Below are 24,490 nucleotides of genomic sequence, written 5' to 3'. Positions count from 1 at the left end.
ACACTCCTTCAGGGGTGGGCGTGCGATGGTGGTGGTGCGGCTCGGAAGTGGGGACAGAATCCGGCCGTCGCACAGAAAGAGCGCCCAATCGCAGGAAAAAGCCAGGAGGCCGGGCCGTGGAGCCGGATTCCGCCACTACCACTCAGGAGTACGGGGTGCCTGGAAGAGCGACCGCAGCCTTCGAGGAGACCGACCTCGCGCTCGTCGACGCCCTCCAGACCGATCCGCGCGCCCCCTGGTCCCGCATCGGCCCGGCCGTCGGCGTCGACGCCACCACCGCCGCCCGCCGCTGGGCACGTCTGGAACGCTCCGGCCTGGCCTGGGTCACCGCGTACGCCGGACCCGCCACCGCCACCGTCGGCTATGTGGAGGTCACCTGCCGGCCGCGCCGCCTCAACGCGCTGAGCGAACGGCTCACCGCGCTCCCATGGGTGGCCAGCGTCGAGCACGTCGTCGGCGACTTCGACCTGTTCCTGACCGTCGTCGCCCCCGACCTGCCCGCGCTCGGCCGCCGCATCGGGACCGATCTCGCGCTGCTTCCGGGCGTACGGTCCACCCGTACCCGGCTCGGGCTGCGGATCTACCAGGAGGGCAGCGGCTGGAAGGTGCGGGCCCTGGAACCGGCGGGCCGTGCCCGGCTCACCGCCCCGCACGCGGCCGGCCACCCCGGCAGCCCTTCCCCGCACGCCCTGCGCGGCGACACCGACCGCCGGCTCCTGGAAGCACTCGGCGCCGACGGCCGCGCAGGCTGGGCGGAACTCGCGGCGCACACCGGCCTGAGCGAATCCACGGTGCGCCGCCGCGTCGGCCGCGAACTGCGCGACCGCGACATCGTGGTGCGCTGCGACCTCGCCCAGCAGCCCGCCGGATGGCCGGGCATCGCCACGTACCGGGCGGTCGTCCCGCACGGCGAACTCAACGCCACCGGAGCCGCGTTGGCGCGCCTCCCGCAAGTCAGGCTCTGCGCATCCGTGACCGGCTCGTGCAACCTGCTCCTCTCGGTGTGGCTGCGCGACCTCGACGGCATAACGGCCCTGGAGTCACTGCTCGACGAGCGGTACCCCCGGCTGACCGTCCAGGAGCGTACCGTCACGCTGCACACCGCCAAGCGCATGGGACGCGTCCTGGGCGAGGACGGACGCGCGGTACGGCACGTGGCCATCGGTTTCTGAGTCCGGCCGTCGCGCCCGGCGGCCCCGGGGTGAGCAAGGGCATGTCCACGGGGCCACCTCTCCACGGAGGAGGACGGCGAAGTCGTCCGGCTCACCCGCGTGTTGCCGTAGCCGCGGCGGCCGTCAGATCCGGCGCCGGTACGCGAACACCCACCGGTTCCCCTCCAGCGCGTCGTTCGCCTCCGGCAGCGGACCCCGCCCGTGGCGTCGGGCGAACTCGAAGGGGGTGTGCGTCGAGGCTGACCAGCCCCTGGCCGCGAGGCGGCCCGCGGAATCGGGCCGGGGGCCCTTGTCGAAGAGGTCGAGCAGGTCGATGCCGATCTGTTCCCGGGTCGCCGTGTAGATCGCGCTGTCGCGGTACGCCATGAGGTCCGCCTCCAGCTTCGCCTCGAAGGCCAGGGAGCTGCCCTCGGTGGCCAGCAGGTCCACGGTGTCCATGAGATACGTCTCTGCGGGGCCCGGCAGATAGAAGAGCAGCCCCTCCGCCAGCCAGATGCTCGGCGCGGCGGGGTCGAAGCCGGCACTGGTCAGCGCGGTGACCCAGTCGTCGCGCAGATCGACCGGGACCAGCACGCGTTTCACCTTCGGGGCGGCCGACAGCTCCGTCAGCACCCGGTGCTTGAAGGCCAGCACACCCGCCCGGTCGATCTCGAAGAACACGCAGTCGGACGGCCAGTCCAGCCGGAACGCCCGCGTGTCCAATCCGGCTCCCAGCAGCACCACTTGGCGGGCGCCGGCGAGCACCGACCGTACGACGAAGTCGTCGAGGACCCGGGTGCGCAGCCCGAAGTAGCGGGCGAACCGACCCCACAACGCGTTGTCGTCCCCCTCCGGGACCTGTTCGATGCGCACCGGCCACTCGGCGCAGGCCGGTGCCGCCCGCACGAAGTGCTCGGCGTAGACGTCCTGCGCCAGGCTGTCGCGGCGGTGGCTCTCGATCGCGCGGGACGCGGCGACCAGGAGAGCGGTCAGACCCACGCCGCCGTCCACCCCCTCCGTGTCCGGCTGCGGTGATTCCGTGATGCCGATTGCCTCGTTCATCGGGTTCTTCCCTCCGGGAGCAGGACGGGTTTGACCACCCGGCCCGCTTCGCAGTCGTGTTCGGCCTCGTTGATGTCGGCCAGGGGATAGGTACGGATCAGCTGGTCGAAGGGGAAACGTCCGGCGCGCCACAGCCCCGTCAGTACGGGAATCAGCAGCCCCGGCACCGCGTCCCCCTCGCAGACGTGGCGGACGCTCCGGCCCCGGTCCAGCGTCCCCGGCTCCAGCGGCAGCGCGGTGTGCAGGCGGGCCACCAGGCCCAGGGTGCCGGTCGGCCGCAGTGCCCGGAGCGCGTCGTTGACGAGCCGGGGCGAGGCCGTCGTGTCCAGCGCGTACTGCGCGCCGCCGTCGGTCAGCCGGCGGACGCGCTCCGGCAGCCCGGCCGCGTCGGCGGCCACGGGGACGGCGCCGAACCGCTCGGCGAGCTCCAGCCGTCGCGGATGCCGGTCCACCGCCACGACCGGCACCCCGGCCGCCCCCGCCGCCATGACGGCGGCCAGACCCACCGCCCCGGCACCGAGCACCACCAGCGTGTCGCCGGGCCCGGCGCGAAAGGTGTTCAGGACCGCCCCGGCCCCGGTGAGGAAGCCGCAGCCGAGCGGCCCGAGCAGCTCCACGGGCAGCGCGGGGTCGACGCGGACGGCGTTGCGGGCGGACACGAGCGCGTACTCGGCGAACGAGGACTGCCCGAACCACCGGGGAGCCAGCGCCTTGCCGTCCGCGTCGGTGAGCCGGGGCGCCTCCTTTGCCCGCCCTCCGAAGAGGTTGAGGGCGGCGAAGGAGTCGCAGTAGGCCGGGGCCGCGCCCCGGCAGTTCCGGCAGTGCCCGCAGGAGTCGAAACTCAGGACGACGTGGTCGCCGACGCCGATCTCCGTGTCGGAGCCGCCCCCCGCCCGTACGACGACCCCGGCCCCCTCGTGGCCGAGGACCGCCGGCAACGGGCTGCGGCCGGCCGACCGCCGTACCGCGAGATCCGTACGGCACATCCCGGCGCCCGCGATCTCCACCAGGATCTCGCCGGCGGCGGGTTCCGTGTCCAGGACGACGTCCTCGACCGCGAACGGGTCCTCGTACGAGCGCAGCACCGCCGCCCGGAATCGCGTCGTCATGCGTCCTCCGGGCGGTGGACGACGAACGGCCGCAGGTTGCCGTACAGCCCCCACGGTCCGCCGGCGACGCCCACCCCGCTGTCCTTGATCCCGGCGAAGGGCTGGGCGAGGGACAGCTCGGCGTGGTGGTTGATCCACGCCGTCCCGCACTCCAGCCTGTCCGCGACCGCCTCGGCCCGGTCCGGATCGGTGCCCCAGACGGAGCCGCCGAGCCCGAAGCCGGTTCCGTTGGCGGCGTCGACCGCCTCGTCGAGGCTCCCGTACGGCAGCACCGGCAGGACCGGCCCGAACTGCTCCTCCGTCACCACCGCACTGCCGGCCGGGACATCGGTGAGGACCGTCGGTGCGAAGAAGTAGCCGGGCCCGTCCAGCCGGTGGCCGCCCGCCGCGGCCCGGGCGCCGTCCGCGAGGGCCCGTTCGGTGACCTCCCGCACCCGGGCCAGCTGCGGCGCGTTGTTGACGGGACCCAGCCGGGTGGCCGGGTCCAGGCCGCTACCGACGACGACGGACTTCGCCCGCTGGGCGAGCGCCTCGACGACCTCGGCGTGCAGCCGGGCGGGGGCGTACACGCGCTTGACCGCCATGCAGACCTGCCCGCAGTTGCGGAACGCGGCCCAGAACAACCGGTCCGCGATCCGCTCCACATCGACGTCGTCCAGCAGGACGGCCGCGTCGTTGCCGCCCAGCTCCAGGGTCACCCGGGCGAGGGAGGCCGCCGCCCCCGCGGCGACCGCCCGGCCGGTGGACACCGAACCGGTGAAGGTGACGTGCCGGATGCCCGGATGGGAGGCCAGCCGCGCACCGAGGGGTTCGCGCCCCGTGACGACGGTGAACACGTCCTCGGGCAGCGCGGTGGCGAGTACGGACCCCAGCAGCCGGGTGGCGAGCGGGGTGAAGGGGGACGGTTTGAGGACCATGGTGTTGCCCGCCGCCAGCGCGGGCGCGAACTTCGCCGCCGCCAGTTGCAGCGGGAAGTTCCACGGCACGATCGCGGCGACGGGCCCGAGGGAACGCCAGCGGACCTCGCTGCGCACGGGCCGGCCGTCGCTGATCCGCCGCGTCCTCGGGGCCAGCTCGGCGAAGTACCGCAGCCGGGCCGCCGTACGGGCGATCTCCGCGTACGACTCGGCCAGCGGCTTGCCCTGCTCCCGGGTGAGCAACCGGGCGAGGTCGCCACCGGCCGCCTCCACGGCGTCGGCCGCGCCGAGCAGCGCGTGGGTCCGGGCGCCGGTGTCGGCCCGCCACCCGGGCCAGGCCCGGTGCGCCCGGCCGATCACCGCGTCCAGTTCGTCCGGCCGCGTGTCGGGGGCCTCGCCGAAGGTCTCCCCGGTGGCCGGGTCGACGACCGCGAACCGCGCGGCCCGGCCGGGCACGCGGGCCTCGGCCACCGCATCGAAGGCCGGCATCCCGCGGTCAGCCCGCGACGGTGACGCCGGCCGCGTGCTCCCGGGCGTGCCGGTCCATCTCCGCCCGGAACGCGGCCACCAGATGCGGCTGGATCCTTCCGGCATTGCGGTCACCGCCCTCGCAGACCGCCCCGCGCACGCCCACGATGTCCGTGCCGATGCGGGTCAGGGTGGCGAGGTCGACCTGCTTGACGCTGCCCGCGAGGGCCGCGAGGAGACCGGAGGCGTGGGCGAGGCCGACGAACTCGGCGCAGACCTCCGGCGGCACGTGGTCGAACAGCCGCGTCCCGTCCTTGATCGCGGTGTCGAGCATGGCCGCGTCGGCCCCGGACCGGGCCGCGATATCGGGCAGGGCGAGTGGATTGACGCACCCGACGCGGTGGGCGTCGGCATATCCCGAGGCGACGACCAGCGCTTCCGGACGGTAGTCCTTCACCGCCCGTACGACCGCCCGCATGACGTCGATGCCCTGGTCGGGCGTCGTGCACCCGTAGAGACCGACCTTGATGTACGTAGCACCGGAGACCACGGCCCCCAGCGCCGCCTGCGCCACCGTGCCGGGCTTGTACGGGACATCTCCCACGGTCGCGGACACCGGCTTGCCGGCCGGGACCGCCTCCCGGATCTCCCTGATGACCCAGGGGAAGTTGGCGCCGAGCGACCCCTCGTCGGGCTTCTTCACATCGACGATGTCGAGGTAATCCGCCGCCTTCGCACAGTCGATCGCTTCCTCGACGCTGTCCGGAGAGATGAGAAGCAACACTATGGGCTCCTTCCACCGCGGAGGTGCGGATCACCTCGCTGACCTGCGGTGTGCTCATCATTTCCGCCACCCACGGGCCCCGGTAGGGCGCGAGGAGCCCCCCGGGAGCACAGCCGCCCACGCGCAGTGCGCCGCGCGCCCCGGCGCGAGGGGGGCACCGTGGGATCATGCGGGGATGAGCAGCGACCTGGAAGTGAGCGCGTTGGCGATCAACGTCACGGTCCCGCCGGAGCTCCGCTGGACCGACAACCGGCGCGGCACGACGTTCCGGCTCAGCACCCTCAACGTCCGGCTCCTGCCCGACGGCCACCTCGCCGTGAAGGCGTACGGCCGGCCGGTGGAGGGCGGGCGCGGCGCCTATGTGTCGTTCCCGGTGCCGGACCGGCCGGAACTGGCGGACCTGGTGGCCGAGGCGGCGAGCCGCGCGGGCACCCTGTGGGCGGCCCATCGCGGTCTCGGCTGAGCCGTGGACGCGCGGTGTCCCCGCGAGCGCTCCGCCCACGGGGACACCGCACCGCCCGGCTCCCGGCGCCCGACCCCCGGCCGGGCGAGGGCGCGGACGGGACTCAGCGGTCCAGCGAGAACCTCTGAGCCGCCGAGCCGTCGCACTGCTGCTGCGACAGCCGCGCCCCGTCGGCCGTGGAAGCCCCGTCCACGGCCAGGCACTTGCCGCTGTTGCGGGCGACGAAGCGGTACTGGCCGGCTGCGCCGGAGGGCTCCGCCCGCCACTGCTGGTTGGCGCCGCCGACGTACGACCACAGGTGCACCCGGGTGCCGGCGGCAGTCGCTCCGGGGCCGCCGTCGACGTCCCACACCTTCGCGTTGTGCCGGTTGACGACCTGGTAGGTGCCGTCACCGGCCGGCCGGAACTGCCAGCCCTGGTTGGCGCCGGTGGTGCAGCTCCACTGCTGCAGGGCGGTCCCGTCGGCGGTGCCCCAGTCGGCGGCGTCCAGGCAGGCACCGCTGTCGGCGTTCTTCACCCGGTACCAGGCGGACGGGTCGATGGAGCCCTCGGGCGGCTCTGTCGTACCGCCGTCCGTACCGCTCCACACGAAGGTGGCGACCGCGCCGGCGGGCAGTGTGTACACGAGCGACTTCCCGTTGTCGGTCAGCGAGAACCGCTGCGCGCTCGTGGCCGAGTTGACGACGTACGCGGCACGGGTGCCGTCGGGGTTCTGGAAGGCGACGTTCTCCACCCCGCCGCTGCCCTGGCTGGTGGAGCCGATGCGGGTGGCGCCGGGCTCGACGAACTTGGCGACGTGACCGAGCACGTAGTACTCGGCGTTGCGCGTCACACCGCCGTTCGCGATCTCCACGACCCCGTTGCAGCGGTCGGAGCAACCTCCCTGGTGCGGCCCGCCGTTCTGATCGAGCGCCAGGTTCCAGTCGATGACGGTCTCGCCGCCGTTGCGCATGTTCTGTACGACGAGGTTCTCGGCGTGCCACTTGAGGGTGTCGGCGAACGTGGCGGACCGGTCGGCGCTCTCGGTGCCGGAGCACTCGGTGAAGAAGACGCGCTTCCCGGCGTCGACGACCCGCTGCTGGGCGGAGGGGTTGCCGCCGTAGCAGTGGAACGCCGCGCCGATGACCCGGCTCATGCCCGGGGTCCCGCCGAACACCTCCAACGGGTAGTCGGGGTGGTCCCAGTTGTGGTCGAACGCCAGCAGGTTCGTCGGCAGGTCCGCCGCCGTCAGCGCACGGTCGAGCACCTTGAAGAAGGCCGCCTGCTGGGAGGCCGTCATGGTCATCGACGGGTAACTCGCGGCGTACTCGGGCTCGTTCTGCACGGTGAGGTCCGTCAGCGTGATGCCCTGCTGCCCGTACGCCTTGACCGCCTCGACCAGGTAGTCGGCGTACGCCTGGTAGCTCTCCGTCCTCAGGCTGCCACCGTTGAGCGCGTTGTTGGTCTTCATCCAGGCCGGCGGCGACCACGGGGTGCCCATGAAGCGGATGGCCGGGTTGACGGAGGTGGCCTGCTTCAGGACCGGGATGATCTCGGCCTTGTCCCGGTCGATGGAGAACGACCCGGGGCTGTCCTCGTACGTGTAGAGGCTGCTGTCGGCGTTGAAGTCGCTGCTGCCGAGCGGCTGGCGCAGATAGCTGAGCCCGATGCCATCGCCGGCGGACGAGAACAGCGAGGTCATCAGCGCGTTGCGCTTGTCCTGCGGCAGGCCCTGGATGAGGTGGGCCGAGGCCCCGGTGACCGAGGCGCCCGCCCCGGTGAACCGCTGGCCCCTGCTGTTCGCGTCGACGCGGATGTCGACGCTCTGCGGCGAGCCCGTGAAGGCGACGGTTCCCTCGGCGGACAGCTTCTTCGCGCCGTCGGGGGTGGTGACCCATACCTGCGCCGTGGGGTCGGCGGCCCGGGCGGGCGTGCCGCTGCCGGCCAGGCCGATGGCCGCGACGGCCATCGCCAGGGCGGCACCTGCGGCGCGTGCCCGTGGGCGCGGGGGAGTGTCGTGGGACATGTGCGGCTCTCCTTCGGTCATGCCTGGGGGGAGGACATGGCGCATCCACCGCAGCCGTGGCGGGGCGCGGTTCCTTGGATGACGGGCGATATGAAAGCACACTCACTAAGTGGTTAGTAAGTACTCGGCGCGGCTTTGCTCCACGGCGCTTTCACACCCCGAACGCCCCCGGGTCAGCGCCCCCGAGGCCCCGCCCGACCCGCGTCGCGGCCGGTCTAAGCTGTGCCGGTGAGCAACCAGTCAGCAGGCGGGCCCGGCCGGTCGGCCAAACCCCGCACGCCCCGCAGCCCGGAAGCCCGGCAGCGGCAGCGGGACATCCTGCACATCGCGATGGACACCTTCGCCGCCCGCGGCTACAACAACGCCTCGCTCGCCGAGATCGCCGACCGGGTCGGCCTCACCCAGGCCGGCGTCCTGCACTACTTCCGGTCCAAGGCGCTCCTGCTCACCAGCGTCCTCGAACTCCGCGACCAGTCGGACATCGAGCAACTGGGCCCCGATCGCCCGCAGGGCCTCGCCTTCCTGCGCCACCTCGTCGACACGGCGACCCGCAACGCCGAACGCGAGGGCATCGTCCGCCTCTACGCCGTCCTGTCGGCGGAGTCCGTCACGGACGACCACCCGGCGCAGGACTACTTCCGGGACCGCTACGACGGCCTGCGGACCTTCGTCGCCGACGCCCTCCGCGAGGCGTGCGAACTCCCCGACGAGAAGCCCGAGAAGGTCGAGAACGCGGCCAACGCCGTCATCGCCGTCATGGACGGCTTGCAGGTGCAATGGCTGCTGGCGCCCGGCTCCGTGGACATGGCCGCCTCCACGGACCTGGTGCTCACCGCCCTGCTGAAGTCGCTGGCCCCTCACCGGTTCGGTGGGGCCGGCTGATCACCGGTACGGGTCCCGCCTTCCGTTCGAGGTGGCGGCGGAAGCCCCGGGCCCGCGGCGTGAAGCCGCAGGCCTCGTGGAACGTGCGCACGTACGCGTCGTCGGCCGCGAGCAGTTGCACTTCGTGACAACCGACCTCCTCGCCCAGGGTCGGGGGCGAGCAGAGGGCAGTCGTACTCCTCCTCGCCGTGTCCTGCCGGCGGCTGCCCGGTCGGTCCGAGGTGCCACCTCAGGGTGTCCAGGACCGTGGCGGGTGTGTCGTCGCGGAGGAAACAGGTGAAGACGACTTCGTAGTGCAGGCTCATGGAGCCGCATCGTGCCCGGCGGCACCGACAGGCCGGGGGAGTGGGGAGGGCGGGGCGCCGAGGGCCGGCGCCCCGCCGTCGGTCAGGCTTCCCGCACCGTCGCCAGCACCTCGTCCCTGACCTGCCGCATGAGCTCCTCCGTGCGGGCCTCCACGTTGAGCCGCAGCAGCGGTTCCGTGTTGGACGGGCGGAGGTTGAACCACCAGTCGGTGCCGCTGACGGTGAGGCCGTCGAGTGTGTCGGCCGTGGCGTCCGGGCGGGACTCCCACGCCGCACGGACGGCAGCCGTACGGGCGGCCTGGTCGGTGACCGTGGAGTTGATCTCGCCCGAGGCGGCGTAACGCTCGAAGCGGCGGGTCAGCGCGGACAGCGGGCCGTCCTGGGTGCCGAGGGCGGCGAGGACGTGCAGCGCGGCCAGCATGCCGGTGTCCGCGTTCCAGAAGTCCCGGAAGTAGTAGTGCGCGGAGTGCTCGCCGCCGAACACGGCCCCGGTGCGGGCCATCTCCGCCTTGATGAAGGAGTGGCCGACACGCGTACGGACCGGGGTGCCGCCCGCCTCACGGATCACCTCGGGCACCGCGCGGGAGGTGATGAGGTTGTGGATGACGGCCGCCCCGGGATGCCGCGCCAGCTCGCGCGAGGCGACCAGGGCCGTGATCGCCGACGGCGAGACCGGGTCACCGTTCTCGTCGACGACGAAGCAGCGGTCCGCGTCGCCGTCGAACGCGAGCCCGAGATCGGCGCCCTCGGCGCGCACCCGCGCCTGCAGGTCGACGATGTTCGCGGGCTCCAGCGGGTTGGCCTCGTGGTTCGGGAACGTACCGTCGAGCTCGAAGTACATCGGTACCACCGTCAGCGGCAGACCCGAGAGCACCGTCGGAACCGTGTGGCCGCCCATGCCGTTGCCCGCGTCCACCACGACCTTCAGCGGGCGGACCGACGAGAGGTCCACCAGGGAGTGCAGATACGCGGCGTAGCCGGCCAGGGTGTCCTGCCCGGTCACGGCGCCCGCGCGGGCGGCCGGGGCAGGCGCCCCCTCATCCGTCCAGCGCTCCACCAGGGCGCGGATCTCGGCGAGACCGGTGTCCTGGCCCACCGGCTCCGCGCCGGCCCGGCACAGCTTGATGCCGTTGTACCGGGCCGGGTTGTGCGAGGCGGTGAACATCGCCCCGGCCAGCCCGAGCGAGCCCGACGCGTAGTACAGCTGGTCCGTCGAGCACAGACCGATCTCGGTGACATCGGCACCCTGCGCGGTGGCGCCCCGGGCGAAGGCCCGGGCCAGCCCGGGGGAGGAGGGCCGCATGTCGTGGCCCGTCACGATCGCGTCCGCCCCGGTGACCCGGACGAACGCGGCACCGAACAGCTCCGCCGTCGACTCGTCCCACTGGTCCGGCACCACACCGCGCACGTCGTACGCCTTGACGAGCCCGGACAGGTCGGTCCGGGGCGTCGGGTCAGTCACGGGCGTCGTCATCGGGGTCTCCTTGGGAGGAACGGGAGGAAGTCGGGGTGAGGAACCACACGGCCGTGTCGGGCGGCAGCGCGTCCCCGTCGAGCGGACCGCTGCTGAGCAGCGGGCGGCCGGACATGCCGAGTGCGGCGGTACGTACGGGCTCGGCGCCCAGGTTGACGGCGCACGTCAACTCCCCGCGCCGGAACGCCAGGAGGGGCGCGCCCGGCTCCGACATCCAGACGGGCGGCGCCGCCGGGTCCGGTGCCGGATGGGCGCGGCGCAGCCGCAGCGCCGCCCGGTACAGGGCGAGCGTGGAGCCGGGGTCCGCCTCCTGCGCGGCGACGGTGAGACCGGCCCAGTCCGCGGGCTGCGGCAGCCAGGTGGCCCCGGCGTCCGCCGTGGTGAAACCGTACGGAGCCTGCGCGCCGGACCACGGCAGGGGCACCCGCGCACCGTCGCGCCCGCGCTCCGTGCGGCCCGACCGCTCCCACAGCGGGTCGAGGATGCGGTCGACGGGCACCTCGGCCTGGGGCAGGCCCAGCTCCTCGCCCTGGTAGAGATACGCGGAACCCGGCAGCGCCAGCATCAGCAGCGCGGCGGCGCGGGCCCGCGCCGGGGAACCGTACCGGGTGACGGGACGCACCGCGTCATGGCTGGAGAGCAGCCAGGTGACGGCCGCGCCCGGCACACCGAACGAGTCGTCGATGACGCGGCGCAGCTCGGCCGGCTCCCACGCCGCCTCCAGGAAGGCGAAGTTGAAGGCCTGGTGCATCTCGTCGGGCCGGATGTAGCGGGCCAGCCGCTCCGGGTCGAAGACGGCCGACTCCGCGACCATCACCCGGTCGTGCGGCGCGACCGCCCCCGGCGGCGCGGGATGGGTGTCGAGCAGCGCCCGCCACTCGCGGTAGAGCGGGTGCAGTTCCTCCTGGTCGTAGTACGGCATCAGGTGGTTTTGCAGCGGGTCGGTGTGCTGCCCGGGCCCGGCGTCCGGCAGGCCCTCCGCCTTGAAGAGGGCGTGTGCCACGTCCACCCGGAAACCGTCCACACCCCGGTCGAGCCAGTAGCGCAGCACCTCGGTGAAGGCGTCACGCACCTTCGGGTTGCGCCAGTTCAGGTCGGGCTGCTCGGGTGCGTGCAGATGGCAGTACCACTCGCCGTCCGCGACCCGCGTCCAGGCGGGCCCGCCGAACGCCGACCGCCAGTCGTTCGGCGGCAGTTCGCCCGCCGCGCCCCGGCCGGCCCGGAACAGGTACATCTCCCGCTCCGCCGATCCCGGGCCCGCCGCGAGGGCGTCCAGGAACCACGGGTGGCGGTCGGAGGTGTGGTTCGGGACGAGGTCGACGATCAGCTTGAGACCCAGCTCATGGGCGCGGGCCGTCAGCCGTCCGGCGTCCGCGTCGGTCCCCAGGTCCGGGGCCACCCCCGTGTAGTCGGAGATGTCGTAGCCGCCGTCGGCCAGCGGGGACGGGTAGAACGGGGTGCACCACACGGCGTCCGCGCCCAGGTCCCGGATGTGCTCCAGGCGCGCGGTCAGGCCCGCCAGGTCGCCGGTCCCGTCCCCGTTCGAGTCGGCGAAGGCCCGCGGGTACACCTCGTAGCAGACCATGTCCTGCCACCAGCTCATGCGGACGCTCCTTCGGCCTGTTCGCGGACGGGTGCGGACAGGGCCGGACCCGGGGAGAGGACGCTCTGTTCGGCGCCGGTCGCGGCGGCGACCGTGGCCGCCTCGGCGACCGCGACCGCCGCGAACCCGCTGACCGCACCGGCCACCGGAGGCGTACCCTCGCGGGCCGACCGCACCAGGTCGGCCATCGCCGCGCGCACGCTCTGCGCGTACACGTACTGCTTGCGCGCCTCGCCGCCGAGATCCAGGACGGCGGTCACACGGTGCGGCACCGTGCGCTCCTCGCCCCGGCCCCGGGCCGGGGCGGTGGACCCGGCGTGCCGTTCGACGTGGACGGTGATCCGCTCACCGCCGCCGGGCCGGAACCCCTCGACGGCCAGCAGCTCGTCCCGCTGCCCGGGCAGCTCCTCCCAGGCACGGGCCCCTTCCTCGTCCACCCACGCGGTGATCCGCGCGTGCACGGGGATCCAGCCACTGATCCGCGTCTCCGCGAACCCGTGGTCCAGGCGCATCAGCTGACGCTCGGCGCGATGGGCGTGGGTGAAGGAGTGCAGGTGCGAGGCGAGTACGCCCCCGGGGTGCACGACATCGGCGCTGACCATGTCGACCGGGCCGCCGGGGCGGCCGACCGCGGTGGCCCGCACACTCACCGGATCGGATCCGAGCAGTGCGCGGGCGGCGTCGAAGAAGTGGACGCCGTGCTCGATGAAGATGCCGCCGCTGTGCGCCGGGTCCCAGAACCAGTGGTCGGACCCCAGGTCCTCGTCGGACGCGTCGTTCTCGAACAGGAACCGGCGCGGCGGCGCGAGCAGACCCCGCCGGGTCAGCCGCTCCACGGCCCGCAGCAGCGGGTTGTAGCGCAGCACATGGTCCACGACCAGGGCGCGCCCGGCGAGCCGCGCCTCCTGGACGACCGCGGAGGCGTCCTCGGTCGTGGTGGCGAGAGGCTTCTCGCAGAAGACGTGGCGCCCCGCGCGCAGCGCGGCCGTGGCCATCGAGGCATGGGTGGCGGGCGGCGTGGCGATGAGTACCGCCGCCACGTCGTCCCGCTCCAGCAGGTCGTCCAGCGAACCCAGCGCCGGGACGCCGTGCCGCTCACCGAGCAGCCGGGCCCGCTCGTGGGAGGGGTCGGCTACCGCCGCGAGCCGCAGGCCCGGCAGACCGGCCACGGCGTCCAGGACGAACTCCGCGAAACCGCCGCAGCCGGCCAGGCCGATACCGAGGGCGCCGTCCGTCATGCCGTGCGCTCCAGGAGGGCCACGCCGATGTGCGCGTCGGCCATGCCGTAGAACACGTACAGCTCGCCGTCGATCTCCTCGATGGCCGTCGGGAAGACGACGTTCGGGACGGTGCCCGAGCGCTCCTCCTCGGTCTCCGGAGCCATCAGCGGCTGGTCCGACCGCGCGATGACACGGGACGGGTCGGCCGGGTCGAGGATCATCGCGCCGGCCGCGTACGACACGTCCTGGTTCTGCGCCCACGGGTCCTCGATGGAGCCGGACACGCCGTGGTGGATGAGCAGCCAGCCCTCGGGCACCCGGATCGGGGCGGGGCCGCCGCCGATCTTCAGGGACTCCCAGGGGTACTCGGACAGGGCCAGCAGCTTGTGGCCGCGCGGCCGGGCCAGGGCGGTGATGTCGGCCTCCACCTCGGCGACCGGCACGTAGCTGATCCAGATGCCGGGCCGCTCGTCGGTGACGCCGGCGGGCAGGTGCACACCCTCACCGGGACGGAACCAGCCCAGGTCCCACATCGGGCGGTGCAGCATCGCGTACGCCATCTCGCCGTCCGGGCCCGGGACCGGCTCGGGGAAGTGGACGACGTCCTTGTTCGGGAAGAGGTTGAGGTCGGTGTCCAGGTCCGGCTGGTAGGCGAACTGGATCGGACCGATACGGGTCCAGTCGGTGAGGTTCTCCGACACGGCGAGCGCCGGCTTCGGGCCGAGCGGGCCGTAGGCGACGTAGCTCATGACGTGCTTGCCGAGCGACGGGATCCAGGTGATGCGCGGGTCCTCGACGCCGGCGTTGTTCTTGCCGCGCTCCCAGCCCTCGTCGGGCGCGAGGACGGTGCCGCGGCGCTCGACGCCGTTCGGCACGCCCGCCTCGTCGAAGGTCACCTCGGCGAGGCCGACCCGGGAGACGTTGCCCTCGGCGACCAGACGCGGCAGCAGGTGCAGCTTTCCGTCGGGGGTGCGGCCGGAGGCGGGGTTCAGGACACCCTCGACCTCGTTCGCCTCACCGGCCAGGGGGGACATGACCACGCCCTTGCGGACCATGCGGTACGGGATGTGGGTGGCGGTGGTGGTGTTGCTCATGGCGATTAGCCCTTAACTCCGGAGTCGATGTCGGTAGAGGTGAAGTGGCGCTGGAACAGGAGGAACAGGACCACCGCGGGGATGGCCAGCACACAGGCGCCGGCCAGCAGGGCACCGGCCGGGTTGGAGACCGTGCCCTGAAGGTTGGAGAGGAAGCTCGCGAGCGAGACGGCCAGCGGCTGCATGTCGGCGTTCTTGGTGACGAGGAACGGCCACAGGAACTCGTTCCACGGCCCGATGAACGTCAGCAGCAGCGCGGTCAGCACGGCGGGCCGGGCCATCGGCAGCGCGATCTTCCACAGGATGCGCAGCTCGCTCGCGCCGTCGATGCGGGCCGCCTCGAAGAGGGACTGCGGCATCTGCGCGAAGAACTGGCGGAACAGGAACACGGCCGTCGAGTTGATCGCGAACGGCAGGATCATGCCCAGGTAGTTGTCCCCGAGACCGTAGTCGCGGACGACGAGGACGTACAGCGGCAGCGTCAGCAGCTGGAACGGGACCATCTGCACGAGCAGGAGGGCCGCGAAGACCGCCCCCTTGCCCCGGAAGCGGAGCTGCGCCAGCGCGTACCCGGCGAGCACCCCGAACACGAGCGTGCAGAGCAGCACCCCGATGGTCATGATCCCCGAGTTGAGCAGGGAGCGCCCCAGGGAGATCGCGCCGTTGACCGCCGCGTAGTTGTCACCGGTCAGCCCGGACGGTATCGCCGCGGACAGGTCACCGGCCGTCGTCCCGCGCAGCGAGCCGACGATCATGTAGTAGAAGGGGAACAGGAAGGCGACGGCGCCGAGCGACAGCAGGACGTAGCGCAGGACGCTGCCCGCGGAGACGCGGCGGGTGGGCCTCGGTGTGGTGGCGCTCATGTCAGTCGCCCTTCTCGGTGAGCTTGCGGGCGGCGAGCGACACGACCATCACGAAGGCGACGAGGACGACGCCCAGCGCGGCCGCGAAGTCGGGGTGACCCTGCTCGATGCCCTTCTGGTACATCAGCAGGACGGGAGAGGTGGAGGAGTGGTCGGGGCCACCGCCCCCGGTCAGCAGGTACGGCTCGCTGAACAGGTTGGCGCCGGTGATGATCGCGTAGATCACCACGAGCGTCGTCGCCGGCCGTACGCCCGGAACCGTCACCGAGAAGAACTGCCGCACCCGCCCGGCGCCGTCCATGGCGGACGCCTCGTACAGCTCCTTGCCCACGTTCTGCAGCGAGGCCAGGTACAGCATCACGAAGAAGCCGAGCTGCTTCCAGGTCACGAAGACGGCGATCATCGGCATCGCGAGATGCGAGTTGACCAGCCACGACGGGTCCGGGGCGTGCGAGCCCAGGAGGTGGTTGACGAACCCGTCCGACCCGAAGAGGAACTGCCATACGGCGACCAGGGCGACGCTCGCCGTCACGTACGGGACGTAGAACGCGGCACGGAAGAACGAACGGCCCCGGATCTTCGCGTTCAGCGCCGTCGCCAGGACCAGCGAGAGGCCCACGGTCAGCGGCACGTTGATCACGAGGAAGATCAGGATGTTGAGGAACGCCCGGCCGACGACCGGGTCGGTGAAGACGTCCCGGTAGTTCGACAGACCCACCCAGGGGGAGTCGATGTCCGTGCCCGGCGCGGTGAAGTAGAAGCGGTGGAAGGAGATCCACACCGTGTAGACGAGGGGTATCGCGAAGACCACCACGATGAACAGCACGTACGGCGACACGAACAGTGCCCCGACCCGGGACCTGCCGCTCGCCCTGCGGCGCGGCGCGGTCGCCCTGGCCCTCGTGCGTGCGGCGCCGGGCGCCGCGTCCAGGTTCACGCTCATGACGGGTCCCCGTACTCGTTCAGCAGGTCGGTGATCTCGGACGATGCGTTGCGCAGCCCCTCGGCCGTGGACTCGCGGCCGAACACGACCGACTTCGTCCACTCGTCGCGGAAGGCCTGCCAGATGTCGATGGAGCCCGGCACGTTCGGCACCTCGACGACGCGCTCCGCCTGGTCGGCGAAGGCCTTGTACGTCGGGTTCTTCGCGAAGTAGGCCGGGTACTTCGACGTCAGGTCCTCACGCAGCGGCATCTGGCCCGTCGCCTCCAGGAACTTCCCGTCCTGCGCGGCGGAGCTGGCGAACTTCAGCACGTCCCAGGCGGTGGCCCGGTTCTTGCACGCGCTGAACATCGACGCGGACTTCTCGTCACTGAAGGAGTGCTTGGCGCTCTTCGCGACGGAGGTCGGCACCGGTGCCACACCGATGTCCACGTTGTCCTTGTACGCGGCCACCGCCCACGCGCCCACGGTCGCCATGGCGGCCTTGCCGTCGTTGAGCGAGTCGCCCGGGTACTGCTCCTGGGGCGCCAGCTTCTCCGCGTACAGGGTGCGCCAGAACGCCGCGACCTGCCGGCCCGCCGCCGAGTCGAACTGCGGCTTGCCGTTCTCGATGAGCTGCTTGCCACCGCTCTGCGCGGCGAACGCCGGGTAGAAGTCGTACCAGGGCTGGAAGAAGTCACTGCTCGGCGAGGGCCAGATCGCCGCCTTCGCGGCGCCGCTGTGCACGAGCGTGCGGGAGGTCTCGAGGAACTCCTTGTACGTGGCGAGCTTCGGGTGCTCGGGATCGAGACCGGCCTTCGCGAACAGCTTCTTGTTGTAGAGGATCATGACCGGGTTGCTCTTCCACGGCAGCTGGTAGAACTTGCCGTCGGTCGAGCGGTACTGGTCGGTGAGGGAGCCGCCGCGCTCGGTGATGTACTTCTCACCGTCGGGGAAGTCGCTCAGGGCGACGAGACCGTTCTGCTTCTGGAACGTCGGCACCGCAGCCGGCGAGGTGTTGAAGGCGAGACAGGCCGACGTTCCCGCGATGATCGAGGCGCTGATGGCCTCTTCGGAGGTCTTCCCCGCCGGGATCTGCTGCGCGGTGACGTGCTGGTCGGGATGGTCCGCGTTCCACGCGGCGACCATCGCCCTGCCCCACTGCACCTCCTGCGCGTTGTTGGAAAGCCAGACCGTGATCGGGCCGCGCGCCGTGGCGGCGGTGGCCGGATCGGGAGCCGACCGGCCGCAGGCCGTCGCCGTGCCCGCGAGAGCGAGCACGAGCAGCGCGTACGCCGTTCTCCTCAGCATGATTGATCTCCGAACTGTTCACGTGCGGCCTCGTCGCCGCACGGAATTCCCGGTCGGCGCGAGCACGACCGGTCGATTGCCCCCCGTACGTCACCGGCGGGGCGCGGGCCCCATCGATCCGCGGGGCACGAACTGCGCCGGTGGCAGCCGCACATGGTCGGCGGCGCCCTCGGCGATGACCGCGTCGAGCGTGCGTGCCGCCGCCTCGCCCCAGCCCCGGGCATCCGCACGGGCGGAGGCGAGCGGCGGGTAGCTGTACCGCGTCAGGGGAGCGTCGTCGTAGCCGACCAGCGACAACTGGTCGGGAACCCGGACACCCAGCTCCTGGGCCACCGAGAGCCCGGCCATGGCGGCGAGGTCGTTGCCGTAGACGATCGCGGTCGGCGGCTCGGCCGAGGCCAGCAGCTGTCTGGTCGCCAGTGCGCCGCCCTCGGGTGTGAAACCGCCCGGCAGTACGGGCGCTTCGGGCAGACCGAGCGCGCGCAGGGTCTGCTCCCACGCGGTCCGGCGCCGATGCGCGTGCAGCAGTTCCTGCGGCCCCTCGACGTGGGCGATGCGCCGGTGTCCCAGCTCCGCGAGCTGCCGGACGGCGGCCGTGTAGGCCGGCTCGTCGTCCAGACTCACCGCCGTCAGGCCGTCACCCCACTCGGACTGACCGACCACGACGGCCGGCATACCGAGCTCCCGCAGCAGAGCCGGCCGCGGATCGTCGCGGCGCAGGTCGGTCAGGAGGACCCCGTCCACCTGCTGCTCCGAGGCGAGGCGCCGGTAGACGCTCTGCTCGTTGTCCGGAGCGGTGATGTGGATCATCAATCCGTCGCCGCGCTGCCCGATCACCGCCTCGACGCCGGCGATGAACGCCGGGAAGAAGGGGTCGGCGCCGACCTGCTCCGTGTCGCGGGCAAGGACGAGGCCGAAGGCGCCGGCCTTGCCGAGCGAGAGGGCCCTGGCCTGACGGCTGGGGGTCCAGCCGAGCTCCCGGGTCGCCGCGAGGATCCGTTGCTTGGTCTCCTCGGCGACGCCGGGCCGGTCGTTCAGGGCGAAGGAGACCGTGGCACGTGAGACACCGGCACGCCGAGCGACATCCGCGATGGTGGGCTTGCGTGCCATGGTGCCTGGACTTTCTTGCGGCGGGCCGAGGACGAGCTGTCCTCAAACCGGTTTGACTACTCGAACGAGGACAACCAAACCGGTTTGGGAAGAAGCCGTCAAGATGCGGGAGCCTGTGATGCGCGTCACCGCTCCCTGGTCGGGGCGGGGAAGGGAAACCCCTCGTGGCCCGCCTTGCGGTGCCGGGCCGTGTGGTGCCGGAGCCCCGGTTCCGGGCGCCGCCCCCAGCTGGTGCGGGCTGTTTCGAGGGTGCCGAAACGGAGAGGGGCGCGGGCCGTGAAGGCTGGGCAGTCGGCCGTGCCGCCCCGGTCGCACGTCTCCCGCCGGATGGACAGGGATTCTGCCTGTGCCTCCAACGCGGCTTCCCTGTCGCCCCGTTACCGCAGGGCGGCGGTCTCGTGGGCGGGGGAGGGGACACCGGCGCCGGTCTCGGCGCCGCCCGTCCTCGACCGTCGGCGGCCCGGCCGCCATGCCGCCGACGCGGGTCCCGCGGCGGGAGCCGGACCGCGGGTGCTCAGCCGCCCTGCCGGGAAAGGGAGTCGGCGCGTGACGCGTCGGTCTGTGCGGGGATCCGGGCCCGCGCCCGGGCGAGCAGACCCGCCGGATCGGGTTTTGCCTGAAGGGATGTGAGGACCATGCGCCACCACTGGTCCAGCCGCTCCGCCCAGGTCCCCTTGTCCGGCATCTCGTCGGTCAGCGTGCAGTGCCCGTAGAACCCGCACACGAGCGCCACGGCCGCCGCCGACGGCTCGACTCCCGCCGCGAGTTCGCCCCGTGTCCGGGCCTGGGCGAGGAGCCGCGCGCAGGCCAGCGTCCAGGCGTCGAACGGTGCGGGCACGGGCGCCTCGATGGCGCGGCGCTCCGCCCACAACCGGGCGCCGGCCCGCGCCAGGACGTCCTCGCTGAGGGACTGGGCGACGCGGAAGCTGAGGGCGACCAGTTTCTCCAGCGGGGGGACGCCGGGTGCGGCGTACGCGGCGGCGAGCTGCGGCCAGGTGGCGAACTGCTCGCGGACGACGGCCAGCGCGAGTTTCTCCTTGCTGGAGTAGTGGAAGTAGATCGCCCCGCTGGTTTTTCCCGAGTGGTCGCTTATGTCATTGACGCTCGTTCCCGCATATCCCCGTTCGGCGAATAGGTGTGCCGCCGATTCCAGCAGTGCTTTGCGGGTCGCGCGCGCCCTGTCCTGCACCTGTTCCACCTTCGCTCGTATGTTCTGGCACCGCGACATGAAAGTCCGTTCCGCCCGTCGGCGTAGGGTGCAGTCGCATCGCGCGAAGATCTTATTATTCATCGTCCGGGCGTGTGTGTGGGTGGCTCCGCGCAATCCGGCGTTCTGCCGGAAGAATCGTTTCGGGGTGCGCGTGAACCCCGCCCCCGCCCGCCCCCGTCGACGACCTCGGAACGCCATCCCCATCAGGCGTTTCTGCCGATTGGCCGACGCGGGACAACGGCGCTCGCCGGGCCGGCTCGCAAACTCGTCGGACACCTTCCGAGGCTTTTCGGTGCACTCGAATTGGTGATTGCGAAAATTGAATAGGCCAAATTAACGTAACGACCATGATGTTTCGGACGAGGTGATCCTGAGGGTCCGAGTCCGCCGCGGCGCCCTCAGCGGCACCGCCCTGACCGCAGTAGCCGTGGAACGGCGTCCGCGTCCGATGCCCCCTTCCTTATGTGTGCCTCCCGGCACGTTTCTGCGCCCTTGCGCCCAACCGGCCGGCGCAGCCTCCGAGAACGGTGGTTACATGACAGCTCATCGAATCCTCTCCTGGTCCCCGTCCGCCATCGTCTTCGACTGCGACGGCACCCTGATGGACACGGAAAGGCACTGGCAGGAGGCCCGCAACATCACCTTCCGGCTCTTCGGGCTCACGCCGCCCGCCGGATTCGCCGACCGCGCGAAGGGCGTTCACTACATCGAGTGCGGGGCCCTCATGGCCCGGGAGACCGGCAAACCGGACCTCGTCGACGAGCTCGCCGAGGCCCTGCTGAGCACCTTCACCACTCTGGTCGAGGAGGACCCGGTCACCATGCCGGGCGCCGCCGCGCTGGTACGGCTGGCCGCTCGCCACCGCCCGCTCGCGGTGGCGAGCAACTGCCCCCGGGCCACGGTGGAATCGTGCCTCGACCGCGCCGGACTCCTCAGCTGCTTCCAGCACGTCGTGGTCGCGGACGGGGAGGTGCGGCCGAAACCGGAACCGGACGTCTACCGGGCGGCGGCCCGCCTCTGCGGAGTACCGCCCGAGGATGCCCTGGCCGTGGAGGACTCGCTGACCGGAATGGAGTCGGCGCGCCGGGCGGGCCTGCGCGTGATCGGCATCGGGACGCGCCCGCCGGACCCGGACGCCGAGCAGGCCGACCTGTGGGTCACCGGCCTCGCCGACCCCGAGCTGCTCAGCTGGGCCCGCAGCCGCCTCGGCCCGTAACGGACGCCCCGCACGCATGATCAGTCACCGGCGAGGTGGGGGGTGAGCGACCGTACCGTACCGGCGGCGGACGCGAAGAACAGCGCCATGCCCACGGCACCGGGGTCCGGGACGCCGTTGGCGCGCTCGCCCAGGTAGCTGGCCCGCCCCATGCGTGCCGCCTGGGCCGCGGTCTCGCGCACCCCCCGCCACGCCTCTTCCGCAGCCGAGGCCAGGGCGTCGGCGGGCGGCGTGGCCCCGGCCGCCCGCAGCGCCTCGGCGGCCGGCGCCAGCGCGTCGACCAGCGTCTTGTCACCGGGCGAGGCGTCACCCACCCGGCGGATGGCGGCCAGGCCCTCGGCGGCACCTTCGGCGAGCGCCCCCGTCGTCAGCTCCGGACCCGCTCCTGCGGCCCGGGCCATCGCCTGGAACAGCAGGCCGAACAGGGGGCCGCTGGTCCCGCCCACCTCGTCCAGGAAGGCGGTGGCCATGGCGCCGAGACACTCCGCCGGACCGGCCGAAGTCTCCACCCGGTCGAGCAGCAGACCGGCCGCCCGGACGCCGGCGGCCAGGTTGGCACCGAAGTCCCCGTCCCCCGCCTGCTGGTCGAGCGCGGTCAGTTCCGCCTCGGTGGCGTGGACCGACTCCGCGAAGCGCCCCGCCCAGTCGCGGGTCCGCGCGCCGTCGAGTGCGTTGCTGGTCATGGGCCCTCCTCGTACGTCCGTCGCGCGGCGCGGACCGTCACCACCGCAGTGCCGGGGTGCGCACCGGCGCATCGTAGAAATCCAGGGTGGCCCGGTCGGCGACCATGAGTGTGAGGGAGAACCCCCGCATGTCCAGTGCCGTGACGTAGTCGCCCACCAGATGGCGCGCGAGCCGTACCCCCCGGGTGTCGAGCACCCGCCCCAGCTCACCGAAGACGCCGTACAACTCGAGCGAAGTGACCGAACCGAGCCCGTTGACGAGAGCGACGACGGACTCCTCGGCCCGGGGCCGCAACGAGTCCAGCAGAGCGCCCGTCATCTCCTCCACGAGCTCGCCCACCTCCCCCTGCTCCCGGGTCCGGGCGGCGCGCTCCCCGTGGATTCCGACGCCGTACTCCAGCTCACCGGACGGCAGTACGAACGCGGGCTCACCGGTGGCCGGCGCGTGGTGGGCGGCCGAGGCGACGGCGAGCGTGCGGCACCGGCCCGTCAGGCCCGTACCGAGCTCCGCCAGCTCTTCGAGCCCCATGCCGGTGTCGGCGGCGGCGCCCAGCACCTTCTCCAGCAGCACCGTGGCGCCCGTACCGCGCCGCCCGGCGGCGATGTCCTCGGATTCGGTGGCGAGGTCGTCGTCGACCAGGACCCGCGCACAGGCGATCCCCGCGTCCGCGAGCCGCTCGGCCGCGATGCCGAAGTTGATCCGGTCACCCGTGTAGTTCTTCACGATGTGCAGCACGCCCGCCGGCCCGGCCACCGCGCGCGAGGCCCGGAAGATCTGCCGGTTGTGCGGCGAGGCGAACACCCTCCCGGGGCAGGCGGCGTCCAGCATGCCCGCGCCGACGTACCCCGCGTGCAGCGGCTCGTGCCCGGACCCGCCCCCCGACAACAGCCCCACCCGCCGCGTGGGGGCGGGGTGCCGGGCGGTGAGGAAACCGTCCGCCGGGTCGTACCGCACAAGATCCGCATGCGCCCGGGCGAAGCCGGACAACGCGGCGGACACGAGTTCACCGGCGCCGTTCTCGAAGTACCTGGCCATAAGCCGCACCCATCCCGTCCACGGCGGGGGCCGTACGAGTCGATCCGGACGATAATCCCATGGTGCGGGTAGCGGTCCGCATGCGGCAAGTCGCACAGCGTGCCACCGGGCCGGCTGAGGCGTCCTGTGACGGGTGGGCGCAGGATGACACCGGAACGCCCGGCGACCCGGCCCCGTAACCGCTGTCCGTTGCTCGTCAGCCGCCCCCTGGCTCCACGGCGTCCAGATCGTCGGCGTAGTGCTCGATCGCCCGCCGGTAGCGCCGCACTCCGGGGTCGTCGCTGGAAACGGTGAGTGTCTTCAGCAGCAGCCCCACCGCCTCGCGGCCCTCGCCGCGGTTGTACAGGGCCATGGCGAGGAACGCGTTCAGCGCCGGATCGTCGGGAAACTCCTCGAGCCCGCTCCGTAGCGTCCGCGCGGCTTCCTCGTAGCGGGCCAGAACCCGATAAGTGCTGCCCAGTCCGAGGAACGCACCATGACGGTCCTCCCGGGAGAGTCCCGCATGCGCCAGGGCCCGCTCGTAGAACGGTACGGCCTCCGCTTCCAGGCCGAGGACGTCGTGGGCCCAGGCGGTCTGATAGGCGACCGCGGCATCCTCGGGATACCGCTCGGCCAGCTCCAGCAGCTGTTCCCGGGCGGCGCCGGCCCGCCCCTGGACACGCAGTCGCACAGCGCGTGCCAGCGCCGCATCCCTCTCACGGTCATCGCTCATGCCGCCCTACGGTGGCACATCGCGTCCCGCACCGGTGCACCGGACCCGGCGCCCGTTCCGGTGGCGCGGAGCCGGGGCGCCCGCCACGGAGAGGAGTTCATCCTCGGGCGTGGACACCACCGCTCCGCCACGGCCTCACGGCACCTGACCCGGACCTCCGGCGTCCTGCCCGCCGTTCTCCCCGGGCGGCCCGTCGAGCACGGTGGGGACGTACTCCAGCAGCTGGAGCCGGCCGTCGAAGGTGCGGCTCCCGGCGAGATCGAGGCGTACGTCGGGATACTCGTCGAAGATCCTTTCGCGGCCGGTGGCGCCGGTGATCACGGGGAAGATCACGACACGGAAGCGGTCCACGAGACCGGCCGTCAGCAGTGACCTGCACAGGGTGAGGCTGCCGAGGGTGCGCAGGGGCCGCGTCGCACTCTTCTTCATCTCCCGTACGGCCTCGACGGCGTCACCCCTGACGAGCTCGGTGTTCTGCCAGGCCGGAGGTGCTTCGAGGGTCGACGAGAAGACGACCTTGGGCATGGCGTTCAGCCCGGCGAAGCCGGGGTCGTCGGCCATCCGGGCGGCGAACCCCGACATCAGCCGGTAGGTCGTCGCACCCATCAGACTGACGTGCCGCTTCTCGCCCTCGCTGTCGATCCAGGCGAGGTATTCGGGCCCCTCCATGCCCCAGAAGCCGGGCCAGCCCTCCGCGGCCGCGTATCCGTCGAGCGAGATGATGAAGTCCACCATGAGGCTTGTCATCGGACTGTCCCTTCACGATCGGGGTGTCTTCCAGTGGTGACCGGCGCAGCCCCGCGAACTCATCGCCGGACGAACACCGACGAGCCGCAGCTCCTCCCGGCATGAAACCGGCGGTCCGCGTCACCCGGGCGGCGCGACACCCGC

General features: G+C 72.3%; 22 protein-coding genes. 4 read left to right on the top strand and 18 right to left on the bottom strand.

All coding sequences use genetic code 11. From position 1 onward, the window contains the following. The first annotated feature begins 155 nt into the window (after positions 1–155). Positions 156–1,172, top strand: coding sequence for an Lrp/AsnC family transcriptional regulator (locus ABZ564_RS16165; RefSeq protein WP_360855927.1), 1,017 nt, complete (start codon positions 156–158; stop codon positions 1,170–1,172). A 123-nt stretch (positions 1,173–1,295) separates the two neighbouring features. Here ABZ564_RS16165 and ABZ564_RS16160 read toward each other — a convergent pair whose 3' ends face one another. The 4 genes from ABZ564_RS16160 to ABZ564_RS16145 are packed head-to-tail and all read right to left on the bottom strand — an operon-like array spanning position 1,296 to position 5,491. Beyond that, positions 1,296–2,213: a class I SAM-dependent methyltransferase gene (locus tag ABZ564_RS16160; protein WP_360855925.1), complete on the bottom strand. Its 918-nt coding sequence runs from the start codon at positions 2,211–2,213 to the stop codon at positions 1,296–1,298. Then, the gene (locus ABZ564_RS16155; RefSeq protein WP_360855922.1) at positions 2,210–3,322 is read right to left on the bottom strand and encodes an NAD(P)-dependent alcohol dehydrogenase; all 1,113 of its coding nucleotides are present in this window, start codon (positions 3,320–3,322) and stop codon (positions 2,210–2,212) included. The genes ABZ564_RS16160 and ABZ564_RS16155 overlap by 4 nt, the downstream gene beginning before the upstream one ends. Next, positions 3,319–4,728: an aldehyde dehydrogenase family protein gene (locus ABZ564_RS16150; RefSeq protein WP_360855919.1), complete on the bottom strand. Its 1,410-nt coding sequence runs from the start codon at positions 4,726–4,728 to the stop codon at positions 3,319–3,321. Before ABZ564_RS16150 ends, ABZ564_RS16155 begins: the two co-directional genes overlap by 4 nt. A 7-nt stretch (positions 4,729–4,735) precedes the next feature. Further along, the gene (locus tag ABZ564_RS16145; protein WP_360855916.1) at positions 4,736–5,491 is read right to left on the bottom strand and encodes a (5-formylfuran-3-yl)methyl phosphate synthase; all 756 of its coding nucleotides are present in this window, start codon (positions 5,489–5,491) and stop codon (positions 4,736–4,738) included. 175 nt (positions 5,492–5,666) lie between these two features. Here ABZ564_RS16145 and ABZ564_RS16140 point away from each other — a divergent pair, with 175 nt between their 5' ends. Beyond that, positions 5,667–5,954 (top strand): hypothetical protein, encoded by a 288-nt coding sequence (locus ABZ564_RS16140; RefSeq protein ID WP_360855913.1) that lies wholly within the window; start codon positions 5,667–5,669, stop codon positions 5,952–5,954. Positions 5,955–6,057: 103 nt separating this feature from the next. Here ABZ564_RS16140 and ABZ564_RS16135 read toward each other — a convergent pair whose 3' ends face one another. Continuing rightward, a complete protein-coding gene (locus ABZ564_RS16135) occupies positions 6,058–7,959 on the bottom strand; it encodes an RICIN domain-containing protein (protein WP_360855910.1) in 1,902 nt (633 codons plus the stop codon). Positions 7,960–8,277: 318 nt separating this feature from the next. Between ABZ564_RS16135 and ABZ564_RS16130 the strand changes: the two genes are divergently transcribed. Further along, positions 8,278–8,841, top strand: a complete 564-nt coding sequence (locus ABZ564_RS16130; RefSeq protein WP_360855975.1) for a TetR/AcrR family transcriptional regulator — start codon at positions 8,278–8,280, stop codon at positions 8,839–8,841. Positions 8,842–9,228: 387 nt separating this feature from the next. On the opposite strand, the gene ABZ564_RS16125 is transcribed toward ABZ564_RS16130, so the two are convergent. From ABZ564_RS16125 to ABZ564_RS16085, 9 genes are all read right to left on the bottom strand, one after another. Beyond that, positions 9,229–10,620, bottom strand: coding sequence for a phosphomannomutase/phosphoglucomutase (locus ABZ564_RS16125; RefSeq protein ID WP_360855907.1), 1,392 nt, complete (start codon positions 10,618–10,620; stop codon positions 9,229–9,231). Continuing rightward, the gene (locus tag ABZ564_RS16120) at positions 10,601–12,223 is read right to left on the bottom strand and encodes a glycoside hydrolase family 13 protein (RefSeq protein WP_360855904.1); all 1,623 of its coding nucleotides are present in this window, start codon (positions 12,221–12,223) and stop codon (positions 10,601–10,603) included. The genes ABZ564_RS16125 and ABZ564_RS16120 overlap by 20 nt, the downstream gene beginning before the upstream one ends. After that, positions 12,220–13,461 (bottom strand): Gfo/Idh/MocA family oxidoreductase, encoded by a 1,242-nt coding sequence (locus tag ABZ564_RS16115; protein ID WP_360855901.1) that lies wholly within the window; start codon positions 13,459–13,461, stop codon positions 12,220–12,222. Before ABZ564_RS16115 ends, ABZ564_RS16120 begins: the two co-directional genes overlap by 4 nt. After that, positions 13,458–14,537, bottom strand: a complete 1,080-nt coding sequence (locus ABZ564_RS16110; protein ID WP_360855899.1) for a glycosidase — start codon at positions 14,535–14,537, stop codon at positions 13,458–13,460. Before ABZ564_RS16110 ends, ABZ564_RS16115 begins: the two co-directional genes overlap by 4 nt. Positions 14,538–14,542: 5 nt before the next feature. Then, a complete protein-coding gene (locus tag ABZ564_RS16105; protein ID WP_360855897.1) occupies positions 14,543–15,400 on the bottom strand; it encodes a carbohydrate ABC transporter permease in 858 nt (285 codons plus the stop codon). Position 15,401: 1 nt separating this feature from the next. Then, positions 15,402–16,343 (bottom strand): sugar ABC transporter permease, encoded by a 942-nt coding sequence (locus tag ABZ564_RS16100; RefSeq protein WP_360855894.1) that lies wholly within the window; start codon positions 16,341–16,343, stop codon positions 15,402–15,404. Then, a complete protein-coding gene (locus ABZ564_RS16095; RefSeq protein ID WP_360855891.1) occupies positions 16,340–17,632 on the bottom strand; it encodes an extracellular solute-binding protein in 1,293 nt (430 codons plus the stop codon). The genes ABZ564_RS16100 and ABZ564_RS16095 overlap by 4 nt, the downstream gene beginning before the upstream one ends. 90 nt (positions 17,633–17,722) lie before the next feature. Then, positions 17,723–18,742: a LacI family DNA-binding transcriptional regulator gene (locus ABZ564_RS16090; protein WP_360855888.1), complete on the bottom strand. Its 1,020-nt coding sequence runs from the start codon at positions 18,740–18,742 to the stop codon at positions 17,723–17,725. A gap of 514 nt (positions 18,743–19,256) precedes the next feature. After that, positions 19,257–19,931, bottom strand: coding sequence for a ScbR family autoregulator-binding transcription factor (locus ABZ564_RS16085; protein ID WP_360855885.1), 675 nt, complete (start codon positions 19,929–19,931; stop codon positions 19,257–19,259). 556 nt (positions 19,932–20,487) lie between these two features. Here ABZ564_RS16085 and ABZ564_RS16080 point away from each other — a divergent pair. Further along, positions 20,488–21,168 (top strand): HAD family phosphatase, encoded by a 681-nt coding sequence (locus ABZ564_RS16080; protein ID WP_360855882.1) that lies wholly within the window; start codon positions 20,488–20,490, stop codon positions 21,166–21,168. 20 nt (positions 21,169–21,188) lie between these two features. On the opposite strand, the gene dhaL is transcribed toward ABZ564_RS16080, so the two are convergent. The 4 genes from dhaL to ABZ564_RS16060 all read right to left on the bottom strand — a co-directional run bounded on the left by dhaL (position 21,189) and on the right by ABZ564_RS16060 (position 24,346). Next, positions 21,189–21,851, bottom strand: coding sequence for a dihydroxyacetone kinase subunit DhaL (gene dhaL / locus ABZ564_RS16075; RefSeq protein ID WP_360855879.1), 663 nt, complete (start codon positions 21,849–21,851; stop codon positions 21,189–21,191). 37 nt (positions 21,852–21,888) lie between these two features. Continuing rightward, positions 21,889–22,887, bottom strand: a complete 999-nt coding sequence (locus ABZ564_RS16070) for a dihydroxyacetone kinase subunit DhaK (protein ID WP_360855876.1) — start codon at positions 22,885–22,887, stop codon at positions 21,889–21,891. A 196-nt stretch (positions 22,888–23,083) separates the two neighbouring features. Beyond that, a complete protein-coding gene (locus ABZ564_RS16065) occupies positions 23,084–23,599 on the bottom strand; it encodes a tetratricopeptide repeat protein (protein WP_360855873.1) in 516 nt (171 codons plus the stop codon). A 135-nt stretch (positions 23,600–23,734) separates the two neighbouring features. Then, a complete protein-coding gene (locus tag ABZ564_RS16060; protein WP_360855870.1) occupies positions 23,735–24,346 on the bottom strand; it encodes a dihydrofolate reductase family protein in 612 nt (203 codons plus the stop codon). Positions 24,347–24,490 lie beyond the last annotated feature (144 nt).

Source organism: Streptomyces sp. NPDC019224, assembly GCF_040632605.1.
In the GTDB taxonomy this organism is placed as follows: domain Bacteria; phylum Actinomycetota; class Actinomycetes; order Streptomycetales; family Streptomycetaceae; genus Streptomyces.
The sequence above is the reverse complement of the archived record's forward strand: the minus strand, read 5'-3'. Positions and strand labels throughout refer to the sequence as shown.

Coding starts and splice junctions, on each gene's coding strand:
- ABZ564_RS16160 (WP_360855925.1), bottom strand. CDS start 2,213: ATGAACGAGGCAATCGGCATCACGGAATCACCGCAGCCGGACACGGAG.
- dhaL (WP_360855879.1), bottom strand. CDS start 21,851: ATGACCAGCAACGCACTCGACGGCGCGCGGACCCGCGACTGGGCGGGG.
- ABZ564_RS16155 (WP_360855922.1), bottom strand. CDS start 3,322: ATGACGACGCGATTCCGGGCGGCGGTGCTGCGCTCGTACGAGGACCCG.
- ABZ564_RS16110 (WP_360855899.1), bottom strand. CDS start 14,537: ATGAGCAACACCACCACCGCCACCCACATCCCGTACCGCATGGTCCGC.
- ABZ564_RS16060 (WP_360855870.1), bottom strand. CDS start 24,346: ATGACAAGCCTCATGGTGGACTTCATCATCTCGCTCGACGGATACGCG.
- ABZ564_RS16065 (WP_360855873.1), bottom strand. CDS start 23,599: ATGAGCGATGACCGTGAGAGGGATGCGGCGCTGGCACGCGCTGTGCGA.
- ABZ564_RS16070 (WP_360855876.1), bottom strand. CDS start 22,887: ATGGCCAGGTACTTCGAGAACGGCGCCGGTGAACTCGTGTCCGCCGCG.
- ABZ564_RS16090 (WP_360855888.1), bottom strand. CDS start 18,742: ATGGCACGCAAGCCCACCATCGCGGATGTCGCTCGGCGTGCCGGTGTC.
- ABZ564_RS16140 (WP_360855913.1), top strand. CDS start 5,667: ATGAGCAGCGACCTGGAAGTGAGCGCGTTGGCGATCAACGTCACGGTC.
- ABZ564_RS16080 (WP_360855882.1), top strand. CDS start 20,488: ATGACAGCTCATCGAATCCTCTCCTGGTCCCCGTCCGCCATCGTCTTC.
- ABZ564_RS16115 (WP_360855901.1), bottom strand. CDS start 13,461: ATGACGGACGGCGCCCTCGGTATCGGCCTGGCCGGCTGCGGCGGTTTC.
- ABZ564_RS16120 (WP_360855904.1), bottom strand. CDS start 12,223: ATGAGCTGGTGGCAGGACATGGTCTGCTACGAGGTGTACCCGCGGGCC.
- ABZ564_RS16135 (WP_360855910.1), bottom strand. CDS start 7,959: ATGTCCCACGACACTCCCCCGCGCCCACGGGCACGCGCCGCAGGTGCC.
- ABZ564_RS16125 (WP_360855907.1), bottom strand. CDS start 10,620: ATGACGACGCCCGTGACTGACCCGACGCCCCGGACCGACCTGTCCGGG.
- ABZ564_RS16105 (WP_360855897.1), bottom strand. CDS start 15,400: ATGAGCGCCACCACACCGAGGCCCACCCGCCGCGTCTCCGCGGGCAGC.
- ABZ564_RS16100 (WP_360855894.1), bottom strand. CDS start 16,343: ATGAGCGTGAACCTGGACGCGGCGCCCGGCGCCGCACGCACGAGGGCC.
- ABZ564_RS16095 (WP_360855891.1), bottom strand. CDS start 17,632: ATGCTGAGGAGAACGGCGTACGCGCTGCTCGTGCTCGCTCTCGCGGGC.
- ABZ564_RS16150 (WP_360855919.1), bottom strand. CDS start 4,728: ATGCCGGCCTTCGATGCGGTGGCCGAGGCCCGCGTGCCCGGCCGGGCC.